This is a genomic window from Nocardia cyriacigeorgica GUH-2 (assembly GCF_000284035.1).
Taxonomy (GTDB): Bacteria; Actinomycetota; Actinomycetes; order Mycobacteriales; family Mycobacteriaceae; genus Nocardia; species Nocardia cyriacigeorgica_B.
In genome coordinates this window covers 230,509-253,069 of sequence record NC_016887.1, presented here as the reverse complement: position 1 = coordinate 253,069, position 22,561 = coordinate 230,509, and the positions used below count along the sequence as shown (strand labels likewise).

General features: G+C 67.4%; 19 protein-coding genes, 1 tRNA gene and 1 pseudogene. 11 read left to right on the top strand and 10 right to left on the bottom strand.

Annotated elements, in window-relative coordinates; translation table 11 throughout:
• The first annotated feature begins 22 nt into the window (after nucleotides 1-22).
• The 4 genes from NOCYR_RS01125 (at nucleotide 23) to NOCYR_RS01110 (ending at nucleotide 4,322) form a co-directional block, all read left to right on the top strand.
• The gene (locus tag NOCYR_RS01125) at nucleotides 23-763 is read left to right on the top strand and encodes a hypothetical protein (RefSeq protein ID WP_014348516.1); all 741 of its coding nucleotides are present in this window, start codon (nucleotides 23-25) and stop codon (nucleotides 761-763) included.
• A gap of 216 nt (nucleotides 764-979) precedes the next feature.
• Nucleotides 980-1,921 carry a MerR family transcriptional regulator gene (locus NOCYR_RS01120; protein WP_014348515.1) on the top strand — a complete coding sequence of 314 codons (942 nt, stop codon included), beginning with the start codon at nucleotides 980-982 and terminating at the stop codon, nucleotides 1,919-1,921.
• Between the two features lie 163 nt (nucleotides 1,922-2,084).
• Entirely contained in the window at nucleotides 2,085-3,290 is a 1,206-nt protein-coding gene (locus NOCYR_RS01115; protein ID WP_014348514.1) for a cytochrome P450 family protein, read from the top strand.
• A 90-nt stretch (nucleotides 3,291-3,380) separates the two neighbouring features.
• Entirely contained in the window at nucleotides 3,381-4,322 is a 942-nt protein-coding gene (locus NOCYR_RS01110; protein WP_014348513.1) for an AraC family transcriptional regulator, read from the top strand.
• Nucleotides 4,323-4,394: 72 nt separating this feature from the next.
• Here NOCYR_RS01110 and NOCYR_RS01105 read toward each other — a convergent pair.
• From NOCYR_RS01105 to NOCYR_RS01095, 3 genes are all read right to left on the bottom strand, one after another.
• Nucleotides 4,395-4,485 (bottom strand) — tRNA-Ser (locus tag NOCYR_RS01105).
• A 67-nt stretch (nucleotides 4,486-4,552) separates the two neighbouring features.
• On the bottom strand, nucleotides 4,553-4,987 hold the full coding sequence (locus NOCYR_RS01100; RefSeq protein ID WP_048833833.1) for a nucleoside deaminase: 435 nt from the start codon (nucleotides 4,985-4,987) through the stop codon (nucleotides 4,553-4,555).
• Between the two features lie 154 nt (nucleotides 4,988-5,141).
• Nucleotides 5,142-5,681, bottom strand: a complete 540-nt coding sequence (locus NOCYR_RS01095) for a tRNA adenosine deaminase-associated protein (RefSeq protein WP_014348511.1) — start codon at nucleotides 5,679-5,681, stop codon at nucleotides 5,142-5,144.
• 58 nt (nucleotides 5,682-5,739) lie between these two features.
• Between NOCYR_RS01095 and NOCYR_RS01090 the strand changes: the two genes are divergently transcribed.
• Nucleotides 5,740-6,690 carry a prephenate dehydrogenase gene (locus tag NOCYR_RS01090; RefSeq protein WP_048832549.1) on the top strand — a complete coding sequence of 317 codons (951 nt, stop codon included), beginning with the start codon at nucleotides 5,740-5,742 and terminating at the stop codon, nucleotides 6,688-6,690.
• A 36-nt stretch (nucleotides 6,691-6,726) separates the two neighbouring features.
• Here the strand turns inward: NOCYR_RS01090 and NOCYR_RS01085 are convergent, their stop codons facing one another.
• From NOCYR_RS01085 to NOCYR_RS01075, 3 genes are read right to left on the bottom strand one after another with little or no spacing between them, the layout of a single operon-like run.
• Nucleotides 6,727-7,338 (bottom strand): putative glycolipid-binding domain-containing protein, encoded by a 612-nt coding sequence (locus tag NOCYR_RS01085; RefSeq protein WP_081505264.1) that lies wholly within the window; start codon nucleotides 7,336-7,338, stop codon nucleotides 6,727-6,729.
• Nucleotides 7,339-7,374: 36 nt separating this feature from the next.
• A complete protein-coding gene (locus NOCYR_RS01080) occupies nucleotides 7,375-9,315 on the bottom strand; it encodes an ABC transporter ATP-binding protein (RefSeq protein WP_014348508.1) in 1,941 nt (646 codons plus the stop codon).
• The gene (locus tag NOCYR_RS01075) at nucleotides 9,312-11,021 is read right to left on the bottom strand and encodes an ABC transporter ATP-binding protein (protein ID WP_330981617.1); all 1,710 of its coding nucleotides are present in this window, start codon (nucleotides 11,019-11,021) and stop codon (nucleotides 9,312-9,314) included. The genes NOCYR_RS01080 and NOCYR_RS01075 overlap by 4 nt, the downstream gene beginning before the upstream one ends.
• Before the next feature lie 287 nt (nucleotides 11,022-11,308).
• On the opposite strand from NOCYR_RS01075, the gene NOCYR_RS01070 reads away from it, so the two are divergent.
• The 3 genes from NOCYR_RS01070 to NOCYR_RS01060 all read left to right on the top strand — a co-directional run bounded on the left by NOCYR_RS01070 (nucleotide 11,309) and on the right by NOCYR_RS01060 (nucleotide 13,292).
• On the top strand, nucleotides 11,309-11,587 hold the full coding sequence (locus NOCYR_RS01070; protein ID WP_014348506.1) for a putative quinol monooxygenase: 279 nt from the start codon (nucleotides 11,309-11,311) through the stop codon (nucleotides 11,585-11,587).
• 126 nt (nucleotides 11,588-11,713) lie between these two features.
• Entirely contained in the window at nucleotides 11,714-12,847 is a 1,134-nt protein-coding gene (locus tag NOCYR_RS01065; protein ID WP_175587223.1) for a DNA cytosine methyltransferase, read from the top strand.
• A 73-nt stretch (nucleotides 12,848-12,920) separates the two neighbouring features.
• Nucleotides 12,921-13,292 (top strand): very short patch repair endonuclease, encoded by a 372-nt coding sequence (locus NOCYR_RS01060; protein WP_048832545.1) that lies wholly within the window; start codon nucleotides 12,921-12,923, stop codon nucleotides 13,290-13,292.
• Nucleotides 13,293-13,490: 198 nt separating this feature from the next.
• Here NOCYR_RS01060 and hutC read toward each other — a convergent pair whose 3' ends face one another.
• Both hutC and NOCYR_RS01050 read right to left on the bottom strand, forming a co-directional pair.
• Nucleotides 13,491-14,261, bottom strand: a complete 771-nt coding sequence (gene hutC / locus NOCYR_RS01055) for a histidine utilization repressor (protein ID WP_014348503.1) — start codon at nucleotides 14,259-14,261, stop codon at nucleotides 13,491-13,493.
• A 38-nt stretch (nucleotides 14,262-14,299) separates the two neighbouring features.
• A complete protein-coding gene (locus NOCYR_RS01050) occupies nucleotides 14,300-17,734 on the bottom strand; it encodes an NAD-glutamate dehydrogenase domain-containing protein (RefSeq protein ID WP_370012866.1) in 3,435 nt (1,144 codons plus the stop codon).
• A 107-nt stretch (nucleotides 17,735-17,841) separates the two neighbouring features.
• On the opposite strand from NOCYR_RS01050, the gene hutU reads away from it, so the two are divergent.
• From hutU to NOCYR_RS30870, 3 genes and pseudogenes are all read left to right on the top strand, one after another.
• Nucleotides 17,842-19,521 (top strand): urocanate hydratase, encoded by a 1,680-nt coding sequence (gene hutU / locus NOCYR_RS01045; RefSeq protein ID WP_014348501.1) that lies wholly within the window; start codon nucleotides 17,842-17,844, stop codon nucleotides 19,519-19,521.
• 156 nt (nucleotides 19,522-19,677) lie between these two features.
• Nucleotides 19,678-19,851, top strand: a complete 174-nt coding sequence (locus NOCYR_RS29565; RefSeq protein ID WP_158430097.1) for a hypothetical protein — start codon at nucleotides 19,678-19,680, stop codon at nucleotides 19,849-19,851.
• Nucleotides 19,848-20,187: pseudogene (locus tag NOCYR_RS30870) on the top strand (YciI family protein). Before NOCYR_RS29565 ends, NOCYR_RS30870 begins: the two are co-directional and overlap by 4 nt.
• A gap of 22 nt (nucleotides 20,188-20,209) precedes the next feature.
• Here the strand turns inward: NOCYR_RS30870 and NOCYR_RS01035 are convergent.
• Both NOCYR_RS01035 and NOCYR_RS01030 read right to left on the bottom strand, forming a co-directional pair.
• On the bottom strand, nucleotides 20,210-20,740 hold the full coding sequence (locus NOCYR_RS01035) for a DUF6879 family protein (RefSeq protein WP_014348500.1): 531 nt from the start codon (nucleotides 20,738-20,740) through the stop codon (nucleotides 20,210-20,212).
• Between the two features lie 743 nt (nucleotides 20,741-21,483).
• Nucleotides 21,484-22,548 carry a serine/threonine-protein kinase gene (locus NOCYR_RS01030; protein WP_014348499.1) on the bottom strand — a complete coding sequence of 355 codons (1,065 nt, stop codon included), beginning with the start codon at nucleotides 22,546-22,548 and terminating at the stop codon, nucleotides 21,484-21,486.
• Between the last annotated feature and the right edge of the window lie 13 nt (nucleotides 22,549-22,561).

Genomic DNA, 22,561 nt, shown 5'->3' with positions numbered 1-22,561 from the left:
ATCTTCCAACCGAGGACTCGATATGCAGATCGTCAACGAACACCTCGCCATCAAGGCCGACCTCATGGAGCCGACGGATAACGGTTTCCTGTTGCTCGCCGCCGAAATCGGCAGCTGGGCCGGCCCGATCGCTCTCCCCTCGCCCGCACGTAAGCGGCTGCTCTCCCGGATCGCTCCGGTAGTCGAACGATTGGCCGATCACCCCGAGGTTGCCGAAGCCACCGCCTTCCGCGCGGCCCTGCGCCCACCGGGGGAAGGAGCCGACCTGCTGCGGCGCAACGGGGTACGGCCCGCGCGTTATGACCTCGTGGTGTTGATTCGCACCACCACCGTGGCGGCGATCGAATCAGTGCGCACCGACCCGGTCTGGCGCGAACTGACCGAGATCCTGGCTGCCCGCGCTCAGCACCTGCATCAGCTCGCGGCGAGCAACCCGGCGCGTATCGCCGACGTCGACCACCATGCCGACAGCTGGTTCCTGTTCAACTACTTCCACTGCGCCGATGTGGACGTCAACTACGACGTCTGGGAGTACACCGCAGGCTGGTTCCAGCGCAACACCGACCTGCCCGATTCCGCTCTGATGCAACCGCTCCCCGGCGAGCCGGCCGACTACAGCATCATCAACCATGCCAGCTGGCCCAGCCTGCGCACTTTCCTGCCCGCTCTCCTGTTCCACCCCCACTTCCGCTCATTCGTCCTGGCCAACTTCGCTGCCAACGAGGTTGCCGCCCAGCCGATCATGTATCGCCGGGTGCGCTGAACGGCCTCGACCCGCTGCGTGCACACCCGCCGGGCCCGCAACGCCGCTGAGTACTGGCACCACGCCGAGCGATCGAGATGCTGCTCGATTCGGCTGACGTGCCGCGCCCGACTGGGACGCTGCGCAGGTACAGCGGTTGGCGTGGCGACTCGGTTTCGTTGTGGAGTGTGCGGGCAGGTTTGCGTCTCCACCGAGGGGAGACAGCAAGCTGGACGCATGGACGACGGAGCACTTTTCACGATCGGGGAAATGGCCGAGCGGACCGGGCTGACGGTCAAGGCGATTCGGTTCTATTCCGATCAGGGGATTGTTCCGGCGACCACGCACAGCCCGGGCGGGTACCGGCTTTACGACATGGCTGCGTTGGCGCGGCTGGAGCTGGTGCGCACGTTGCGGGAACTCGAGGTGGATCTCGCGACGGTGCGGCGGGTGCTTGCCAAAGAGACGTCCGTGGCCGAGGTTGCGGCGGCGCACGCGGCGGCTGTCGACGCTCAGATACGGGTGTTGCGGTTGCGGCGGGCGGTGTTGCGGGCGGTGGCCGAACGGGAATCGAATGCACAGGAGATGGATTTCATGCACAAGTTGGTCCGGTTGTCGGAGGCAGAGCGGCAGCGGTTCATCCACGATTTCATCGACGACACCTTCGGCGGTGTCGATGGAAATCCGGAGGTGGTCGAGCTGCTGCGCTCCAGCATGCCTGAGCTGCCGGAGGATCCGACGCCGCGGCAGGTCGAGGCGTGGATGGAGCTGGTGGAACTGGTCCAGGACCCCGATTTCCGAGATGCGGTGCGGCGGATGGCCGAGTACCAGGCCGCCGAACGCGCCGCCGGCGATACGACCGGCCTGCACCATGAGCTGACCGAAGCCGTCCGAGAAGAGGTCGGCCGGGCTGTCGCGGACGGTGTGGCGCCGGGTTCCGCAACGGCTGCCGAGATCGTCGACGCTCTCACCGCTCGGTACGCGCAAACCTTCGGCCGCGCCGATGACGCCGACCAACGCCGATGGATTCTCGAGCGCCTGGAGATCGCCAACGATCGCCGGGTGGAGCGCTACTGGCAGCTGGTTGCGACCATCAACGAATGGCCGCCGATGCCCGATCTGGGGCCGGTGTTCACGTGGTTCGGCGACGCGTTGCGAGCCCGGCTCGGCCGGCACTGAACGCCCGGCCCCCACGCACCTGATTTTTGGATTTCGCACCGACGGATTTCGCTGCGGGGCAGAAATTGCCGATCGAGTCGATGCGGTGCCCGGCTGCGGCCGACACTCGTCAAGCGCTCATCGACGCGCGCAGTCAGAGGCCGATCACAGCACGGAGAACCGCATGACCGAGTCCCTCATCCAGCTGCCCACCGCTGGCGAACCCGTTATCGACACCTTCGACCGGATGATCCGCACCGGGCCCATCGTCCCCTACGAACTGCCGGGCGGGGTTCGGGCTTGGATGGCGGTGAGCCATCAAGCGGTGAGCGAGGTCCTGGCCGGTGACGGAACACTGTTCAGCAAGAACACCAGGAACTGTCCCGCGATGCACGACGGGACCATCCCGGCCGACTGGCCGCTGCGCGTACTGACCGACGCCGACCACCTGCTCAACATGGACGGCAACGACCACATGCGGATGCGCCGGGCCATCGCCCGCGCCTTCACCCCCGCACGCGTCGCCCAGCTCGAACCGCGCATCCAGCAGCTCACCAACGACCTGATCGACAAGTTCGCCGACCAGCCGGAGGTCGATCTCGTCGACAGCTTCACCATGCCGCTGCCGGTCGCGGTCATCTGCGAACTCTTCGGGGTGCCCACCAGCGACCGGCCGAAGTTCCGGGGCTGGACGGCCGCGCTCATCTCGCACAACAGCACCGGGGAGCAGACCCAGGCCGCCATGCAGGAAATGGTCGGCTATCTGAGCGGCTTGGTCGCCGACAAGCACAGCGATCCCGGTGACGACCTGACCTCGGATCTGGTGCGGGCCCAGCCCGAACACGGACTCGCCGACGCCGAGCTGGTCGAAATGCTGTGGATCATCATCGTGGCCGGGCACGAGACCACCATGCATCTGCTCGGCAATGCGGTGGTGGCGCTCTACACCTATCCCGAACAGCTCGCGGCGGCCCGCGCCGGCGACCGGTGGGCCGAGGTCGTCGAGGAGACACTGCGCTACCGGAACGCAGCCTGCGCCATGTTCAACCGCTACGCCCTGCGCGATGTCCGGATCGCCGGTGTCGATATCCCCGCCGGTGCGATCGTCGGCTGGTACGCCGGCGTCGGTCGCGATCCGCAGAAGTACCCGGACGCCGATGTCTTCGACCTCGATCGCGATCATTCGGATCAGCTCGGATTCGGGCGCGGCCCGCACTTCTGCCTCGGCGCACACCTGGCCCGGCTGGAATCTCGCATCGCGCTGGCCACCTTGTTCGGCCGGTTCCCGGACCTGCGGCTGGCCTGCGACCCGACGGAGATCCCGTACGCGCCGCAGTTCATGACCAATGGGCCGCTCTGCGTGCCGGTCCAGCTTCAGCCCGCTGATTGAGCAGGTACGCCCACCGGCGGGAAGCTGGAAGAATTCGGTGCGACCACCGCTGATCGCACACGTGGAGATCGACATCAGAACGACCGAGTCATGCGGTACTCCGAGCTGACCGTAGCGAGCACAGCGGTGTGGACCGAGGTCACCGACCATTTCCTGACCGCCGAGCACCGGTACCGTGATCCGGCCAACTGGTGGTCGCGGATCACGGTGCAGGAATCCTCGGGCTACACCCTGCTGCGCGCACAGCAGCGCGGCGATCACCTGATGAACCGCATCCGCTCCCATATCCAGCGCGGACCGACCGATCACTGCTGGATCGTGTTCCCCGAGCACGGCGAATACGTCATCCAGCAGCCCGATCGGCTCACCCGGGTACCGCCGCACCACGGGTTCGTCCTCGAACTGGACCGGACGTGCCGGGTGCTGCTGCCCGGCTCGACGGCGCATGCGCTGCTGCTGCCCCGCGCACAGCTCGAGCAGCGACTGCCCGCCGGCAGCAGCTCAGAGGCGGTGCTGGACATGTCATCGGGGCTGGGCCGGGTGGTGTTGAACATGCTCGCCACCACGCTCGCCGCGCAATCGACCCTGACGACGCTGGAATTCGACGCCATCTGTGACCGGGTCACCGAGCTGCTGTGCTTGATGCTCATCGGCGACGTCGGCCCACAGCCGTCGCATGTGGCCGAAACCGTCGACGCCATCCGAGCATTCGTGCGAGCGAACCTCGGCTCCGGTGATGTCCGGCTGCCCGCGGTCGCTCGCGCGCTCGGCTGGTCGCCGAGGCAACTTCGGCTGGTGCTGCATCAGACGGGGATCACCTATCGAGATCTACGGCGGACCGAGGCTCTGCGCGCCGCCCGGGAGCTGCTTGCGCGTCCGGGGCCGCTATCCATTGCCGAGGTCGCGGCACGCTGCGGGTTCACCAGCGCCGGGTTCTCGACGGCGTTCAAATCCGAGTACGGCGAAACGCCACGGAACTTCCGGCGGCGGCGACTGTCCGAGGAGTTTGCTGTGAGCCCGCCCGGTGTGTGAGCCCGCACCCCGGCCAACGACGAGCCGCGCAGAAAAAAGCCCCTCGCCTGAGTGAACAGGCGAGGGGCTTTTTGGCGGTGGCGGAGGGATTTGAACCCTCGGAGGGGGGTTACCCCTCACACGCTTTCGAGGCGTGCTCCTTAGGCCGCTCGGACACGCCACCGCCGACTAGGCTACCGGAATCGGCGCTGATCGCTAAATCGACAGGTCAGGGTGGGGTCGGGTGGGGTTCAACGTTGGGAGTGGAAGAAGGCGTCGAGGAGGGCGGCGCATTCGGGTTCGAGGATGCCGCCGCGGACTTCGGGGCGGTGGTTGAGGCGGCGGTCGCGGACCACGTCCCAGAGGGAGCCGACGGCGCCGGTTTTGGGTTCCCAGGCGCCGAAGATCAGGCGGCCGACGCGGGCCAGCACCAGGGCGCCCGCGCACATGGTGCAGGGCTCGAGGGTGACGGCGAGGGTGGCGCCTTCCAGCCGCCAGCCGTCGCCGTGGATCTGCGCGGCCTGACGCAGGGCGAGGACCTCGGCGTGTGCAGTCGGGTCGCCGAGCGCCTCTCTGGCATTGGCGGCGCGGGCCAGTTCGCGGCCGTCGGCGTCGAAGACGACTGCGCCCACAGGGACGTCGCGCGGATCGGCGCCGCGGGCGGCTTCGATCGCGGCACGGACCATGTCGGCGTCGGACGGACGCGCTTGGATCGGGCGTGCTTGCACCCGACCTTCTCCGGCAGACACTCGACCGGGATCGGCGAGCGGGCCGCTACCGGAATCACGGTCCGGCCCTTCAGCGGGACCCGCCGACGCCCCGAACGGCACTCGCCTCACCTCAGCGCGGCAGTTTGTCCAGCACGGCCGACAGCTCGTTGGCGAAGCCGAGGCGCTGGGCGATCATGCCGAGTTGCTCGTCGGGGTACAGGTCGGTCTCGGCGAGGATGACGCTGAAGACCGGCTCGGGCAGGCCGAGGTCGGCGAGCACACCGAGATCGCCTTCCTCCCACGGATCCACTTCGTCCAATTCGTCCGGATCGATATCGGGGATCTCCACGTTCAGCGCCTCGAGCACGTCGGCGGCGATGTCGTAATCGATCGCGGCGGTCGCATCCGACACCAGCAGCCGGGTGCCGGCGGGGGCCGGACGCACCACGATGAAGAACTCGTCGTCGACGTCGAGCAGGCCGAATACCGCGCCCGAGCTGCGCAGGGCCTTGAGCTCGTCCTCGGCCGCGGCCAGGCTGGTGAGCGCGGCCGAACTCAGCGGACTACACCGCCAGGTGCCGTCTTCACGGACAACGGCTACCGCGAAACCTTCCACGTCGTCGAAATCGTCCGACGCCGCCCTGTTCCCGCCCGAGCGCTGTGCTGCCATGGCCGCAACGGTAGTCGGCTCGAGGTCAAATGTTGAAGTCGTATGCGAATCTGTTCCGGTGACTGGTGACCAGCAAGCACCCGTATGCGTTCTCGGGACCGGGTTGATCGGCGGATCGCTGCTGCGCGCGGCGGTCGGCGCCGGATTCGAAGCCTGGGGATACAACCGGTCGGAAGCGGGTGCCGAGGCCGCTCGCGCGGACGGGTTCGACGTCACCGGCGACCTGCCTGCGGTGCTGACCCGGGCCGCGCAGACCGATGCGCTGATCGTGGTCGCGGTGCCGATGCCCGCGGTGGATCAGATGCTGTCGGCGGTCGCCACATTCGCACCGGAATGCGCGTTGACCGATGTGGTGAGCGTGAAAGCGCCGGTCGCGGCGGCGGTCCAGCGGCACGGGCTGGCAGCGCGCTTCGTCGGCGGGCATCCGATGGCGGGTACCTCGCAGTCCGGCTGGGCGGCAACTGATCCCACCCTGTTCCAGGGCGCGGCCTGGGCCGTCGGCGTCGACGCCGGTACGCACCAGCAGCCGTGGACCCGGGTGGTCCGACTGGCACTGGCCTGCGGCTCGGTGGTCGTTCCGGTGGTTTCCGAGGAGCACGACCGCGCGGTAGCCCGCATCTCGCACCTGCCGCATGTGCTGGCCGAGGCGTTGGCGCTGGCCGGCGCGGGCGGTGGTGAGCTGGCCCTCGGGCTGGCCGCGGGCTCGTTCCGGGACGGCACCCGGGTCGCGGGGACAGCGCCCGACCTGGTGCGTGCGATCTGTGAACCCAACGCGTCGGCGCTGCTGGAGGTGCTCGACGAAACGCTGACGGTGTTGAGCGCGGCTCGCGAGGTGCTGGCCGAGGACGGATCGCTGGCTGATCTCACCGAGGCCGGGCACGATGCGCGTCAGCGGTATTACACGGCCGAGCGCTGGGAGATCAGCGGTATCCGGCCGGGTGATCAGGACTGGTTGGAGCAGTTGCGGGAGGCCGGGCAGCGCGGTGGGGTGATCACGCGGCTGGACTGACTCGCCTCGGCCGGCTCCGCTCCGGCGCCCCACGTGTCAGATGCGTTCGGCCAGGCCTGGGTAGTCGAGCAGGAAACCGTCCGGGTCGACGGTGACGGTCGCGCTCGACACCGGGGACAGCACGCTGATGCCGTCGCTGGCGCTGCTGTAGATGAGGCTGGCTTCCTGGACGGTCAGGTCGGGGAGGCGGACGTAGACGACCGGGACCTGCACGTCTTCCACCGCGTGCTGGAGGCCGAAGCGGCGGATGGGCAAGGTGTTGAAGAACGGGCTGAGCACCACGTCCACGTCGAGGGCGCCGCCGAAGGTGGAGCGGATGTGGGTGCCGGTGGCGTCGATCAGCCAGTAGTTCTCCTCGTCCCGGGAGATCGAGGCGTGCCGCTCCCCCGCCGCGGTGGTGCTGCGCAGCGATAGACGTCGTGTCGCGCCGTTCTCGTCGGTGACCAGGTCGTAGGAGGCGCTGAACGCCGGATGCTCGGCGCCCGCGCCGCCGATGATGCGGCCGGTGGCACGGATGCGGTCGCCGTTGACCGTCACGCGGACCGATTCCATCCGCGTCGCGTCATGCGCGCGCCAGGTGAGGACCGCGGGCCACCGGGAGGGCGACGGGCTCTCTTGGCCTGATGCTGCGTCGGTCGCGTGCGTCACGTATCTACCGTAAGCGACAACACCGTCATGACCGCATCACACCAGCGACTCGCGCCACGCCGCGTGCAACCCGGCGAAGCGGCCATTACCCGCGATCAGCTCCTGCGGCGCGCCGTCCTCCACGACCCGGCCCGCCTCCAGCACCAGCACCCGGTCCGCGATGGCCACCGTCGACAGCCGGTGCGCGATGATCACCGCGGTGCGGTCGCGCAGCACCGTCTCCAGGGCGTCCTGCACCAGCCGTTCGCTGGGGATGTCCAGGCTCGAGGTGGCCTCGTCGAGCACGATCACCGCCGGATCGGCCAGAAACACCCGCGCGAACGCCACCAGCTGCCGCTGCCCGGCCGAGAGCCTGCCGCCGCGCCTGCGCACGTCGGTGTCGAATCCCTCCGGCAGCGCCATCACGAACTCGTACAGGCCGACCGCGCGCGCCGCGTCGTGCACCTCGGCGTCGGTGGCGTCCGGCCTCCCCAGCCGGATGTTGTCGGCGACCGAGCCGGAGAACAGGTACGCCTCCTGGGTGACCATGACGACGTGACGGCGCAGCTCGGCGTCGGTGATCCGGCGCAGGTCGATGCCGTCGAGGGTGACGATGCCGCCGGACGGGTCGTAGAAGCGCGTCAGCAGCTTGGCCAGCGTGGACTTGCCCGCGCCGGTAGGGCCGACGAGTGCGACGACCTGACCTGCGGGGATATCGAGGGTCATCTCGGGAAGTACCGGACCGCGCGACGCACCTACGCAGGTCGTGTTCTCGACATGGCCCGCCATCCGCTCAGCGGGCTCCGAGTCCGATTCGCCGGGAGGTGCCGCGTAGTCGAACCAGACCCGCTCCAGCCGCATCCCGCCGGCCATGGTGCCGAGGGGGACCGGTTCCGTCGGTTCGGCGACCGCAGGCTGCTCCTCCAGCACGCCCGAGATCTTCTCCAGCGCGGCCGCAGCGGACTGGTAGGAGTTGAAGACCTGGGCCAGCTCATCGAGCGGCCCGTAGAAGTTCTTCAGGTACAGCAGGTAGGCGGCCAGTACGCCGACGGCGAGGTTTCCCTCGATGACCTGCCAGGCGCCGACGATGATCACCACGACGGTGGTGAGGTTGCCGAGCAGGCGGGTGAGGCCGGCGTATTCGCCCATCCCGCGGACCGCGGTGACGTTGGCCTCGCGGTAGGCCGCGTCCTCCATGGCGAGCACGGATTCGTTGCGTTCCTCGCGGCGGAAGGCCTGCACCGCGCGCATGCCGCCCATCGACTCCACGAACTGCACCACCACTTTGGCGATGGCGCCGCGGGTGCGGCGGTAACCGGCGCGCTGGCGGCGCTGCGCCCAGCGGGTGACCAGGAACAGCGGCACGAAGCCCGCGAACACGACCGCGGCGAGTGTCAGATCCAGGTAGACCAGCAGCACCGCGATGGTGAGCACCGACAGGATCGCGCTCAATGCCTCGTTGAGCGCGCCTTCCAGCAGCTCTTGCAGCGTCTCGATATCGCCGGTGAGCCGGGCGACGACCTTGCCGGAGGTGTACTTCTCGTGGAATCCGACATCGAGGCTCTGCACATGGGCGAAGGCCCGCACCCGCAGATCGAACAGCACGTTCTGGCTCAACCTGCCCGCGACGCGAACGAAGCAGAAGGTGGTGAGCCCGCCGAGCACCGTGGCGCCGAAGTAGCCGCCGACCGCCCACATCAGCGGAACCCAGTTGCCCACGCGCCCTTCGGCAATGCCCCGGTCCAGCCCGTAGGCGACGAACAACGGGCCCGCCACGGTCGCGGCGTTGTCGACCACGATGATGGCGAGAGCCAGCGCCGCCAGCTTGCGATAGGAACGCACCAATTCGGCCAGTAGCCGCCGCGACCGCGCCGCGAGCACCAGGTTGCCGGTCTCGGTGACTTCCTTGTCCTCACTGGCGATTCCGCGCCAATCGGCGGCTTCCTCGGTGCGCTCGGCGACGGCGACACTTGCCTGGCCGTCCTCGGCGCTGCTCATGACTCACCTCCCATCAGTTCGCGGTAGCGGCTGCTCGAACGCAGCAGTTGATCGTGGGTGCCCTCGGCGACGATCCGGCCGTCGGCCAGCAGGGCCACGCGATCGGCGAGGGCGGCGGTCGAGGGGCGGTGCGCGACCAGCAGCGTGGTGGCGCCTGCGAGGGCGGTGCGCAAGCGTTCCTGCACCTTCTCCTCGGTTTGCACGTCGAGCGCCGACAGTGGGTCGTCCAGGACGACGATGCGGGCACGGCCTTCCTGCCCGGCCCGGGTGAGCACCGCGCGGGCGAGAGCCAGCCGCTGCCTTTGCCCACCGGACAGGCTCAGGCCCTGCTCACCGATCCTGGTATCCAGTCCCCATGGCAGGTTCGCCACGAATTCCGTGGCCTGGGCGATCTCCAATGCCCGGCGCACGTCCTCGTCGGAGGCGTCGGGATCGCCGAGCGCGACGTTCTCGCGCACACTCGCCGAGAAGAGCACCGGATCCTCGAACGCCACCGCCACCAGCGACCGCAGATCCCGCACCCGCAGGGCGGCGATATCGATACCGTCGATGGTGACGACGCCGCCGGTGACGTCGTAGAGGCGGGGAATCAGGTTGAGCAGTGCGGTTTTACCGCTGCCCGTTGCGCCGACGAGCGCGACGGTCTCTCCGGGGCGGACGGTCAGTGAAATATCGCGCAGCACATCGTCTTCGGCCTCGGGGAAGCCGAAACGCACACCATCGAGGCGTAGTTCACCGATGATCCGCTCCGGCAGCGGCACCGGATCGGCCGGATCGATGATGTCGATGGGGGTGTCGATGATCTCCCAGTACCGGTCGGCGGCGGTGCCCGCGTCGTTCAGCTCGGCGAGCAGGAAACCGGTCCAGATGATCGGCCATTGCAGGAAGGTGGCGAGGGTGACCGCGCCGACGACGGCGCCGAGCGTCATCGTGCCGCTGACCACCGCGTACGCACCGAATCCGAGCGCGAACACCAGGATCGACTCCGACAGCACCACCATCGCCGACCACAGCGTGGCGTCCAGGCGCACCTTGTACATCTCGGTGCGCTGGAGTTCACGGGCCTGCGCGGTGAAATGGCTGCCGAAGTAGCTGCCGCGGCCGAAGGCCTTGAGCACTCGGATACCTTGCGCGGATTCCTCGGCGGTGGTGGCCAGATCGCCCGACTGGTCCTGTGAACGCCGCGAGGCGACGGCATAACGGCGTTCGAACCGGACGCAGATGATCGTCATCGGCACTGCGGCGACAGCGAAGATCACCCCGATCTGCCAGCTCATCGCCACCAGCACGGCCAGGCCGACCGGGATCACGACGGCATGGATCACCAGGACCGGCCCGGCGAATCCGATGAACCGGCGCAAGGTGGCCAGATCGTCGACTGCTCGTGAGAGCAGCTGCCCCGACTCCCACGAGTCGTGCCGCCCGATGGCCAGGGTTTGTAGTTCCCGAAAGATCTTGGCCCGCATGGTGATCTCGAACTGCGTGGCGGGCTTGGCCAGCAGCCATCGACGGCCCCACACACCGATCGCCTCGATCACTCCGAGCAGCAGCACCAGTAGAACCGGACCGACGATGCCCCCGAAATCGCCGCGCGCGATCGGGCCGTCGACGATCCGCGCGATCACCAGCGGCGTCAGCACCGCGGTCAGCATCGCGGCTACCGACAGCGCCGTGGCGGCGCTCAGCTGTACTCGGTACGGCCGCAAGTACGGCCAGAACCTGAGCAGCGAAGCGCGCCGCCCACCCCTTGGCGCGGGCGGCTGTGGTCTGTCGGCCTCCGCTTCAGCGGAAGGCACGTCCAACGCGACGGACAAATCTCCCCCTTCTGTTCAGCGACGTCTCCGGTGATCCGCACCCCGATACCGGCGACGCCTTCGATGATCGCAGCGGGGTATGACAACAATTGGGTCCAACAAGACTGGCACCGCGACAACGAACAGCCAACCGATTTTCTTCCCGCCCGCACGGCTGCGACCGGTCATAGACTCCGAGTGTGCTGATCGTCGCCGGATATCTTCGAGTCACCGAACGCGACCGCTATCTCGAGGCGTGCCGCGAGGTCGTCGAACAGGCGCGGGAGGCGCCCGGCTGCCTGGACTTCACGCTCGGCGCGGACCTCCTGGAACCGGACCGGGTCAATGTCTACGAGCGCTGGACCAACCGCGCCGCGGTCGAGGTGTTCCGCGGCGAGGGCACCTCCGGCGAACTCGATGTGCAGATCACCGCGGCCGACGTGCGCGAGTTCGAGTGCACGAACGAAATGCGGCTCTAGACCACGTCGGCACGACACTCAGGTGATCAGCCCCGCGGGAAACTCGAGTAACGTTCCGTCAAGGATCGGGCAAGGTGCGCGGGCAGGATTCCGCTGAGGAGAGGACGTTCGTTGACGGGCGCGCGGATGGTCGGGCTGTTCGCCGGGATCGGCGGGCTCGAGCTCGGGCTGGCCGAACACGGCTGGCAGACCGAGCTGCTGTGCGAGATCGATCCGGGCGCGCAGGGCGTGCTGTCGGCGCGGTTCCCGGAGATCCCGTTGCAGGCCGACATCACTCGTTTGCGCTCGATTCCGGCCGGCACAGAATTGGTCGCCGCCGGATTTCCCTGCCAGGACCTCTCGCAGGCCGGACGCACCGCAGGCATCACCGGCGACAGGTCCGGCCTGGTGGACGAGGTTTTCCGGCTGGTGCGCCGCAAACGCGGGCCGCGCTGGCTGTTGATCGAGAATGTTCCGTTCATGCTGCAACTCGGGCGCGGCGCCGCCATGCGGCATATCACCGCGGCGCTGGAGGAACTCGGCTACACCTGGGCCTATCGAGTGGTCGACGCCCGCGCGTTCGGGCTGCCGCAGCGGCGCAACCGTGTGCTCATGCTCGCCTCCCGCACCGAGGACCCGCGCGGCGTGCTGTTCGGTGAAGACGCGGGCGCACGCACGGTCGGCGACGCGAGCAGCGATCCGTGCGGCTTCTACTGGACCGAAGGCGTGCGTGGACTGGGCTGGGCGGTGAACGCGGTACCGACGCTCAAGGGCGGTTCCGGGCTGGGTATCGCCAGCCCGCCGGCAGTGCGGTTGCCGTCTGGGGAGATCGTCACGCCGGGCATCGTCGACGGAGAGATGCTGCAGGGTTTCGATCCTGATTGGACCGCGCCCGCCACGGAGGTGCCCGGTATCCGGCAGGGCCACCGCTGGAAACTGGTCGGCAATGCGGTGAGTGTCCGCATGGCGTCGTGGGTGGGCGCCCGGCTCGCAGCACCGCTGGAACCACTACCCGGTGATCGTCCGCTGCCGCCCGGCAAGCCGTGGCCGGTCGCGGCGTGGGGCCACAACGGCACTGCCTTCGAGGTCCCGGTCTCCACCTGGCCCGTGCACGAGCCGTATGAGGACCTGAAGAACTTCCTCACCGATTCCCGACTGCTCTCGGCCCGCGCCACCGCCGGTTTCCTGCGCCGCACCGCGATGGGCAGTCTCCGCTTTCCGCCGGGTTTTCTGGACGATGTGGAATCACACCTCGATCGCATGGGCGGCTGGGCGGCATGAATGCGCTGCCGCGCGCGCTGGACACACCGTGACCAGTCAGCGCCCGCCCACCGACCCCGCGACCAGCGCCCGGATGTCTCGGCAACGCCGCGCGGGCACCGCACCCGAACTCGCCCTACGCCGGGAACTGCACCGCCGCGGGCTGCGCTATTTCGTGGACCGCGCGCCGATCCGCGGCCAACGCCGCCGCGCCGATGTGGTTTTCCCCCGTCTGCGCGTCGCCGTCTATGTCGATGGGTGTTTCTGGCACAGCTGCCCGCAGCACGCCACCTATCCGAAGAACAATGCCGAATGGTGGGCGGAGAAGCTGGCCGGCAATGTCGCCCGCGATCGCGCCACCGACGACGCGCTCGCCGCGGCAGGCTGGCGGGTCATCCGGATCTGGGAACACGAGGATCCCGTTGCCGCAGCCGGCCGGATAGCCGCCGCGCTCGGTCGCGATTGACACGCGCGGCGAAGCGCAGCCACAGGGCCGCGTCCGCGGTCGGCCGGCCTGCTCCTCGAACGGGCGCGACTGTGTCAGCGCCGAGCCCGACGCCACCGGCCGGGTTGCCCCGTCGGCAAGCCGTATGCCGAGCAGGTCCGCGGGCCGGCCTGGGTCGCGCGCATTACGTGGTTCGCCGGGTGTGAATCCGTACGAGGCTCAGCCCTGCCCGCTTCCGAAACTCCCCTCCAACCGGCTCCGCGACCCCGGATGAATCAACCGCGCCGAGCTCACCAGCCCGCTGTGTGACCAGGTGCGGCGGCGGATCAGCAGGCAGGGCTCGGACCGCGCGACGCCCAGCAGCCGGCATTCCTCGGCGCTGGCCAGCACCGCCTCGACGACGTGTTCGCCGCGTTCGAGCGGCGCCACCTCGCTGAGATAGGTGTTCGGGGTTTGCTTGGTGAAATCCTGTTCGAGGTATTGCGGCGCCTCGGCCGGGTTGACGTAGCGGTCTTCCACCTGGATCGGCACATCGTCTTCGAAGTGCACGATCAGCGAATGAAAGACCTTCCCGCCCAGGTCGTTACCGAGCGCCGGATGCCCGGGCTCGGCTTCTTCGGCGCGGACGAAGACGACCTCGGTGCGGTGGCGGTGACCGCGCTGGGAGATCTCGTCGGCGATGTTCTTGACCTCGAACAGCGGTGACGCCGCCTTGGTCGGGGCGACGAAGGTGCCCACACCCATCACCCGGTTCAGCACGCCCTCGGCGGTGAGGTCGCGCAGGGCGCGGTTGATCGTCATCCGGGACAGGCCCAGCGCGTTGACGAGCTGGTTCTCCGAGGGGATCTGATCGCCCTCCTGCCACCGGCCGCCCTTGATCTGCGACACGATCAGCTGCTTGACGCGCTCGTATGCGGCGAACTCGGTCCCCAGTCCGCTGTAGACCGCGGCCAGCTCCGTGTCGACTACTTCGATCGCCACCACCGACATCCGTTCCCTTGCTTCCTGGGGCTTCGCACCGGCCCTCGTCATCGCGCCAGCGCCCGTAGCTGCCTGGTCGCGACCGACAGGGCCGCCAGATCCCGGTCGCCCGATTCCGAGATTGCCCCGAGGATACGTTGCGTGCGGTCGAGCCGGGCCGCGCTGCGGTGCTCCCAACCGCCGATGACGTCCTCCGCCGGCTCGCCGGGCTCGCCGTCGACCAGCACGTCCTGGCACAGCGCCCGGATCGTCGCGTACAGCTCGTCGCGCAATGCGACTCGGGCCAGGGCGTTCCATTTGGTGCCGCGTTCGAGCTGCGAGACCGCCACCAGTTGCGGCACCACGTGCAGCCGCTCGCCGAGCAGGTAATAGACCTCGGCCACCGCAGCGGGCGGGCGGCCGGAGATCTCGGCGACCTCGATGATGTCGAGCAGCGCGAACCGGTCCAGCAGCAACGACACTCGGCCGGCGAGTTCCTCGGGCACACCCCGGTCGGTCAATGCGGTGGTGCGGGCGCGCAGATTCGCTGCGTCGCTGCCGGACAACCAGCCCGCGACGTGCGGCGTCAGCTCGGCGATCTGGTCGCGGAAGCGCCGGATCTCGGCGCCGACCGCCAGCGGCTGCGGACGCTGGGTCAGCATCCACCGCGACGCCCGGTCGAGCAGTCGGCGGCTGAGCACGATCAGTTCGTCGGTGAGTTCGGCGCTGAGCCCGCTGCCGCGGATATCGCGCCACAACGCCGGCAGGTCGAATATCGCTGCGACCACCGCGAAGGCGCGCACCGCGTCGGCATTGCTGGCGCCGGATTCCTCGGACAGCCGGTAGGCGTAGGTGATGCCGCCGTTGTCGACGACATTGTTGGTCAACACTGTTGCCACGATTTCGCGGCGTAGCGGATGCTCGGCGATGGCATCACCGTATTGCTCGCGCAGTTGTCGCGGGAAATAGTCGGCGAGGTCGTCGGCGAACGCCGGGCTGTCGGGCAGGTCGCCGGCGAGCAGATCGACCTGTAATCCCAGTTTGACGTGCGCGAGCAGGGTGGCGAGCTCGGGTGAGGTGAGTGCTCGGCCGTCGCGTCGCCTGGCGGTGATCTCCTTCTTGCTCGGCAGCACTTCCAGTTCGCGGTCCAGACCGATGGTGGCCTCGAGGTGTTCGATGAGCCTGCCGTGCACCGCGATCGAGGCCGCCGCCCTGGCCCGGCTGGTGCCCATGAGCTGGTTCTGGGATGTGTTGTCGGACAGGACGAGCCGGGACACCTCCGCAGCCATCGCGGCCAGCAGCTCATTGCGTTCGGCGGTGTCGAGCCTGCCCGCGCCGACCAGGGCGTCGAGCAGGATCTTGATATTGACCTCGTGATCGGAGCAGTCGACGCCCGCCGAATTGTCCAGTGCATCGGTGTTGATCCGGCCGCCGGCCTGCGCGTATTCGATCCGGCCACGCTGGGTGAACCCGAGATTGCCGCCCTCACCGACGATCCTGGCGCGCACTTCGGCGCCGTCGACCCGGACGGCGTCGTTGTTCTTGTCGCCGACATCCAGATGGGTTTCAGTGCTCGCCTTGACGTAGGTGCCGATGCCGCCGTTCCAGAGCAGGTCCACGGGTGCCCGCAGGATCGCGCGCACCAACTCGGGCGGAGTCATGCGGGTGACGTCATGGGAAAGCCCGAGCGCTGCCCGCACTTCGCCGCTGATCGGCACGGCCTTGCTCGTGCGTTCCCAGACGCCGCCACCGGCGCTGATCAGCTCGGGCGCGTAATCGGCCCACGACGATCGCGGCTTCGCGAACAGCCGGGACCGTTCGGCGAAGGAGAGCGCGGCGTCGGGGTTCGGATCGAGGAAGATGTGCCGGTGGTCGAAGGCCGCGACCAGGCGGATATGCCGGGACGCGAGCATCCCGTTACCGAAGACGTCACCGCTCATATCGCCGATACCGGCCACGGTGAAATCCTCGGCTCGGGTGTCGACGCCGAGTTCGCGGAAGTGCCGTTTCACGCTCTCCCACGCGCCGCGCGCGGTGATGCCGAGCGCCTTGTGGTCGTAGCCGACCGAACCGCCGGAGGCGAAGGCGTCGCCGAGCCAGAACCCGTATCGCGCCGCGACGTCGTTGGCGATGTCGGAGAAGGTCGCGGTGCCCTTGTCGGCGGCGACCACCAGGTAGGTGTCGTCGCCGTCGTGGCGGCGCACGCGCGGTGGCGCGATCACCGCGCCGGATTTCAGGTCCAGGTTGTCGGTGAGGTCGAGCATTCCGGCGATGAACGAGCGGTAGCACCGAATCCCTTCGGCGCGTACCGCTTCCCGAGCGGCCGCCGGGTCGCCGGTGGGCGCGGGCGGACGTTTCACCACGAAACCACCCTTGGCGCCCGCGGGAACGATGACGGCGTTCTTCACCGCCTGCGCCTTCGCCAGGCCGAGCACCTCGGTGCGGAAGTCCTCCTTGCGATCCGACCAGCGCAGCCCGCCGCGGGCGACGGTCCCGAACCGCATGTGCACGCCCTCGACGCGCGGTGAGTAGGCGTAGATCTCGAAGCGCGGCCGCGGCGACGGCAGTTCCGGGATTCGCTGGGGATCGAACTTGAAGGACAGGCAGGTCCAGGCGTCCGGTTCGGCGTGGACGTAGTAGTTGGTGCGCAAGGTCGCCAGGATGACGCTGAGGTACCCGCGCAGAATGCGGTCGGCGTCCAGACCGGGCACCGCCGCAATGCCTTCCTCCAGCACTTCGAGCAGCGGATCGGCCGCATTCGCCGGCGCTCCGGGATCGAACCGGGCTTCGAACAGTGTGATCAAGCCTGCGGTGAGCCCCGGGTGTTCACCGAGCACGCTCGCGATATGGGCTCTGCTGTACGGGAATTCGCCCTGCCGCAGGTAGTTCGCGTATGCGCGCAGCACGGTGACCTGTCGGTGGTCCAGCCCGGCGCGGGGCACCAGTTCGTTGAAGCGGTCCGCTTCCGCGCGCCCGTGCCAGATGGCGGCGCAGGTGGCGGTGAAGCGGCGGGCGAAGCCGGCCTCGTCGAGCTGCGGCGGCAGCATCCGCTCGGGGTAGCGCAGGGAGAACCGGTAGATCCGGCAGTCGATCGCGGCGGTATTGGCGATGACGTACGGCCGCTCGTCGAGCACCTCCACGCCGAGGCTCTGCAGAATCGGCAGCACCTCGCTCAGCGAGGCCGGGCGGCCGCCGAGGTAGAGCGTCAGCCGCCATTCGGCACTCGATCCGGGGGTCCGCTCGAGCGCCAGGTCGATGACGTCGGGGCCGAGGCGTTCCAGGCGGGCGATGTCGTCCGGGGCGCTACCCGGATCGACGTCCTGCTTATAGCCTTCTGGTATGGCCGATATGTAGTGGCGGGCCAGGTCGCGTGTGATCGGGAGGGCCAGGAAGCGGTCGTCCCAATCGCTACCGGATCGTTCGTGCCGCACCCCCGCATTCGAATCTCGCACCGGAGCCATCGACGTTGCCTTCATGTCACTACCTTCCGAGCGGAAAGTCATCGCTTCCGCTGAGGACGCTTGACAGGTGGTTGTATATACAGGACTATACACCTAAATCCTGATTTTCAGTGACCCGGCACACATTCGTCATTTCGAGGAGAAAACCCATGACCGAGGCTTCCACCCCGCCAGGATCCGGCCCCCGTCCCGTCGCCGCCGCACACGGCAGCGAACTGAGCGCGCTGGGCTGGCAGCAGGAGGGCGCGCTGCGGATGCTGATGAACAACCTCGACCCCGAGGTGGCCGAACGCCCCGACGACCTCGTCGTCTACGGCGGCACCGGCCGGGCCGTGCGCAGCTGGGAGGCGTTCGACGCCATCGTGCGCACCCTGAAGACGCTGAAATCCGACGAAACCCTGCTCGTCCAGTCCGGTAAGCCGGTCGGCGTGTTCCGCACCAACGAGTGGGCGCCGCGGGTGCTGCTGGCGAACTCGAACCTGGTCGGCGACTGGGCCAACTGGGAAGAGTTCCGCAAGCTCGAGCAGCTCGGCCTGATCATGTACGGCCAGATGACCGCGGGTTCCTGGATCTACATCGGCAGCCAGGGCATCCTCCAGGGCACCTACGAAACCTTCGGCGCCGTGGCCCGCAAGCGCTTCGGCGGCACCCTGGCCGGCACCATCACCCTGACCGCGGGCATGGGCGGTATGGGTGGCGCGCAGCCGCTGGCCGTCACCATGAACGACGGCGTCGCGATCTGCGTGGACTGCGATCCGGCCCGCATCGACCGTCGCATCGACCACGGCTACCTCGACACCAAGGTCGACACCGTGCAGGATGCGCTCGACCTGGCCATCAAGATGCGCGACGAGCGCAAGCCGCTGTCCATCGGCCTGGTCGGCAATGCCGCCGAGATCTTCCCGCAGCTGCTGGAAATGGACGCGCCGATCGACATCGTCACCGACCAGACCTCGGCCCACGACCCGCTGTCCTACCTGCCCATCGGCGTCGCGCTCGAGGATTGGCACAAGCTCGCCGACAAGGATCCGGGCTGGTTCACCACCGAGGCGCAGGCCTCGATGGCCAAGCACGTCGAAGCCATGGTCGGCTTCATGGACAAGGGCGCGGAGGTCTTCGACTACGGCAACTCCATCCGCGACGAAGCCCGCAAGGGTGGCTACGCCCGCGCCTTCGAGTTCCCCGGATTCGTTCCCGCCTACATCCGCCCGCTGTTCGAGGAGGGCCTCGGCCCGTTCCGCTGGGCTGCGCTGTCGGGTGATCCGAAGGACATCGCCGCCACCGATAAGGCGATTCTCGAGCTGTTCCCGGAGAACGAGCACCTCAAGCGGTGGATCACCATGGCAGGCGAAAAGGTGAAGTTCGAGGGCCTGCCCGCGCGCATCTGCTGGCTCGGCTACGGCGAACGTCATCGCGCGGGGCTGAAGTTCAACGAAATGGTGGCGTCCGGGGAGCTTTCCGCGCCCGTCGCCATCGGCCGCGACCATCTGGACTCCGGTTCGGTCGCCTCGCCGTACCGCGAAACCGAAGCCATGGCAGATGGTTCCGACGCCATCGCCGACTGGCCGCTGCTCAACGCGCTCCTCAACACCGCCTCCGGGGCTTCGTGGGTGTCCATCCACCACGGCGGCGGCGTCGGCATGGGACGTTCCATCCACGCCGGTCAAGTGTGTATCGCCGACGGCACCGAACTCGCGGCGCAGAAGCTGGAGCGGGTGCTGACCAATGATCCCGGCATGGGTGTGATCCGGCATGTGGATGCCGGGTATGAGCATGCGGCTGATGTCGCGCGGGAGCGTGGGGTTCGGATTCCTATGCAGGAGAGCTGATTCCCCCCGCCTTGGGCTCGACGACCTCGGAGCTGCGTGAGGGGCAGCTCCGAGGTCATCGCGCGTTTGAACACAACACCACAATCGCCTAGGCCAACGCTTAGGACGATGCGCGTAGCATGTGGCGTACTCAGGCAATAGTCGTGGAGGACAGCGATGAGCGCGTTGACACAGCAACCGTTGCACGCTGTCGAGGTGACGTTGTCCCCGGAACAGGTTGAGGCGCGGCGACGCCAGGCTGAGAAGCTCCTCGGCAAGAAGTTCCCACCGCGCCAGAGCCAGCGCACGCGGCTGAGTCCGATCCTGAAACAGGAGGGAGTCGCTACATGACGAAGTATCTGATCTCGTTCCCGAGTGCCGCCATGATCGTTCCCGACGAGGAGCTACCCGCAGTGTCGGACGCGGCGCACGCGGTGGTGGAGGAAGCGAAAGCCGCCGGCGTCTGGGTGTTCGGCGGTGGCATCGACGACAACGTTCCGCCCGTGCTGGTCGGCGAGGACGGCATCGTGACCGAGGGCACCTACCCGCAGACAAAGCAGCTCGAGGGCGGCTACGCGGTCTTCGAGCTACCTTCCCCCGAGGCGGCTGGAATGGGCGGCGAAACTCGCGACTGCCTGCCGATGCGCGCAAGAGGTGCGGGCGTTCGCGTACGACCCCGCCAGTTAGACGCGGATCGAGCCGATCACCGTCAAGTACCGATCCCGGACACATATTCGGCGTACGGCGTGGCCAGCTGCCAGAGCCGCTCTTTTGCGCCCCGACAGAGCCTGACAACTGCCGGGTCAACCGTCAGTGCGGCCGCGCCTGCCGCGCTGCCCTCCTCGTTCACAAGATTGAAGACGGCCCGGACATCATCCAGCAGCCAGAAATCATCTAGTGGAATGGAACTCGCGCCCCCTGAGTGGCGAGGCAGGTAACGGATGTCCTCGCCGGCTGCAACGTTCAGCTCGGACAAGGCCAGCAACCATCGCTGGTAGTCGGCATGCGGAACAGTGACAACTCGCACGCGGGTCATCTTCACGCCGCGACCCGTCGTCTCCCGCACGAGGCGTGCCCACGGCTCGAACCACTCGCTATCGTCGGGTTCGCCGTCGAGAAACCGGCGGAATGGTTCGGACTCGTTCGCAACCGCATTCGAGTCGCGCACCTCCAGGTGGAATGCGTCACGCCGACATTGCCCGAACAGCTCAGGCCATGGGTTGCCGTTCAGCAGTTGCACCGTAGAACGTCCTCTCTAGTCGCGGGCCCGATGGCACGGTCTCGTCGGTAACTAGCGCGAGAAGGTCGGTAGGCCGATTTGTTCGATGGCCTACGGACCCTTCGGACACGACGGTGCGTGAGCCGGGAGAATCTCGCCTACGCACCCGCTGCGTCAAGTGTGAGCCGCGCACCGATCCTCCCGGCCCCAGGCTGCGAGCAGAAGACCGCGCCGATCAGGAGCTGCACGTCGGCACCTTCGAAGTAAGCAGCCGCCTCGCCAACCACGTCATAACGATTCGAACATATATTCGAAGCTCGCTCATTCTGGCCTTGCGGCGCCTTGCAAGGTGAGGCAAGCTAAGGCACGAGGCTCCCGAGCAGGTTCAAACAAGGCAAGGAGCTGACTGTGAACACGCTTTCACCACAGGGTGCCCTGCTGATGCTGTGCATCTCTCGGCTCCCCGACCGGACTATACCTCGGCAATCCTGGGCTGCCGAAGTACTGGTCGAACTGCTATGGGAATGCATGGATCAAGCGCAGCGAGACGCCTGGGGAAACGTCGTTTTGCCGCTTGTCAATGAGTATGGGGTTAATCCGCGCCGCATCCGCGCAGAGGTGTGGGGTTTAGCGCAGGCGGGAGCACTTATCCCTGCGGGAGTGGGTACTTCGGCACGGTTCGAGGCGTCGGAGGAATTCTGCAGCGATACGACCTTTAACTTCGCCACAGCTGAGCGAGATCGCGCCATAGATTTGGCTGTAAGTCAGCTGACGGCCAGACTATTCGCCCTTTCGAATACCGCCCGCGCCTGATGGTGGTGCAAGTCGGTCACTTGCACATCCTCGCCGACGCGTCGCCATGACGTCGTTTTACGTTTCTGCGTGATGAGCGTCAGGCCGCCGCCGCGTGCGCTCTCCGCAGTGATTCTGATGCGTACCCGGCCGTTGCCGAGGAATGGTGCTTCCCAGGTTTCAGACGCCGTTTGCTGCCAGTCAGCGCTCTTGACACGGGCGATCTGGTCGCTCATCTCACGGGCCGATTGAAAGCGGCGCGACGGCTCCGGATCCATGGCTTTCTGAACGATCTTGCGTAGAGACCGACACACCCAAACGGGCAAGGACAAATCCTCGGCACGCAGCGGTGATTGCCCCTTGAGCAGAGAATCTACAGTGTGCGTCTTCGAGTAGGAGTCGTAATCGAACTTGCCGCGGAGCAGTTCGAGCAGGACAACGCCCAATGAGTACAAGTCGGCCGCCCGAGTGAGGCCTCCACCTGTGAGCAGTTCGGGTGGAGCATACAGCTGCGGAGCATTTACACAAGGCGCTCTGCCAGATTCGTCCATCGCCCCGGCCAGGCCCAAGTCTCCGATCTTTACGGTCTGCGCATCGCCGGTGAGGAAAAGATTGGGACTCTTCACGTCACGGTGCAGGATGCCATAGCGCTCATGCATTTCTGCGAGCCCCTGTAGCGCCGCTCGAATGATGCGCATGGCCTGTCCAACGGTGAAGTGTTCGTCCGCATCGAGAGCATCTGTAATGCTGCCCTTTTCATAGTAGGGCATCAACACTTCGACCACCCGCATGGGCGCCGGAAAGCCTGCCACCGTCGCGACAGATCGCACCTTAACCACGTTGGGGTGATCGATCATCTCCATCACGCGTGGCTCGACAAGATCTGCACCGTCATGCACTTCCGACAGGTCGATACGTTTACCGACGAGCCAGTTCTCCAAGACGGGATCCCACCAGACGCGAACCTCCCGCAATCCACTGGGCATGCTGTGAAGGCACTCGTAATTGAGCGTGAGCTGTCTTTCGCTCTGATTCACTAGCCCGTCTCCT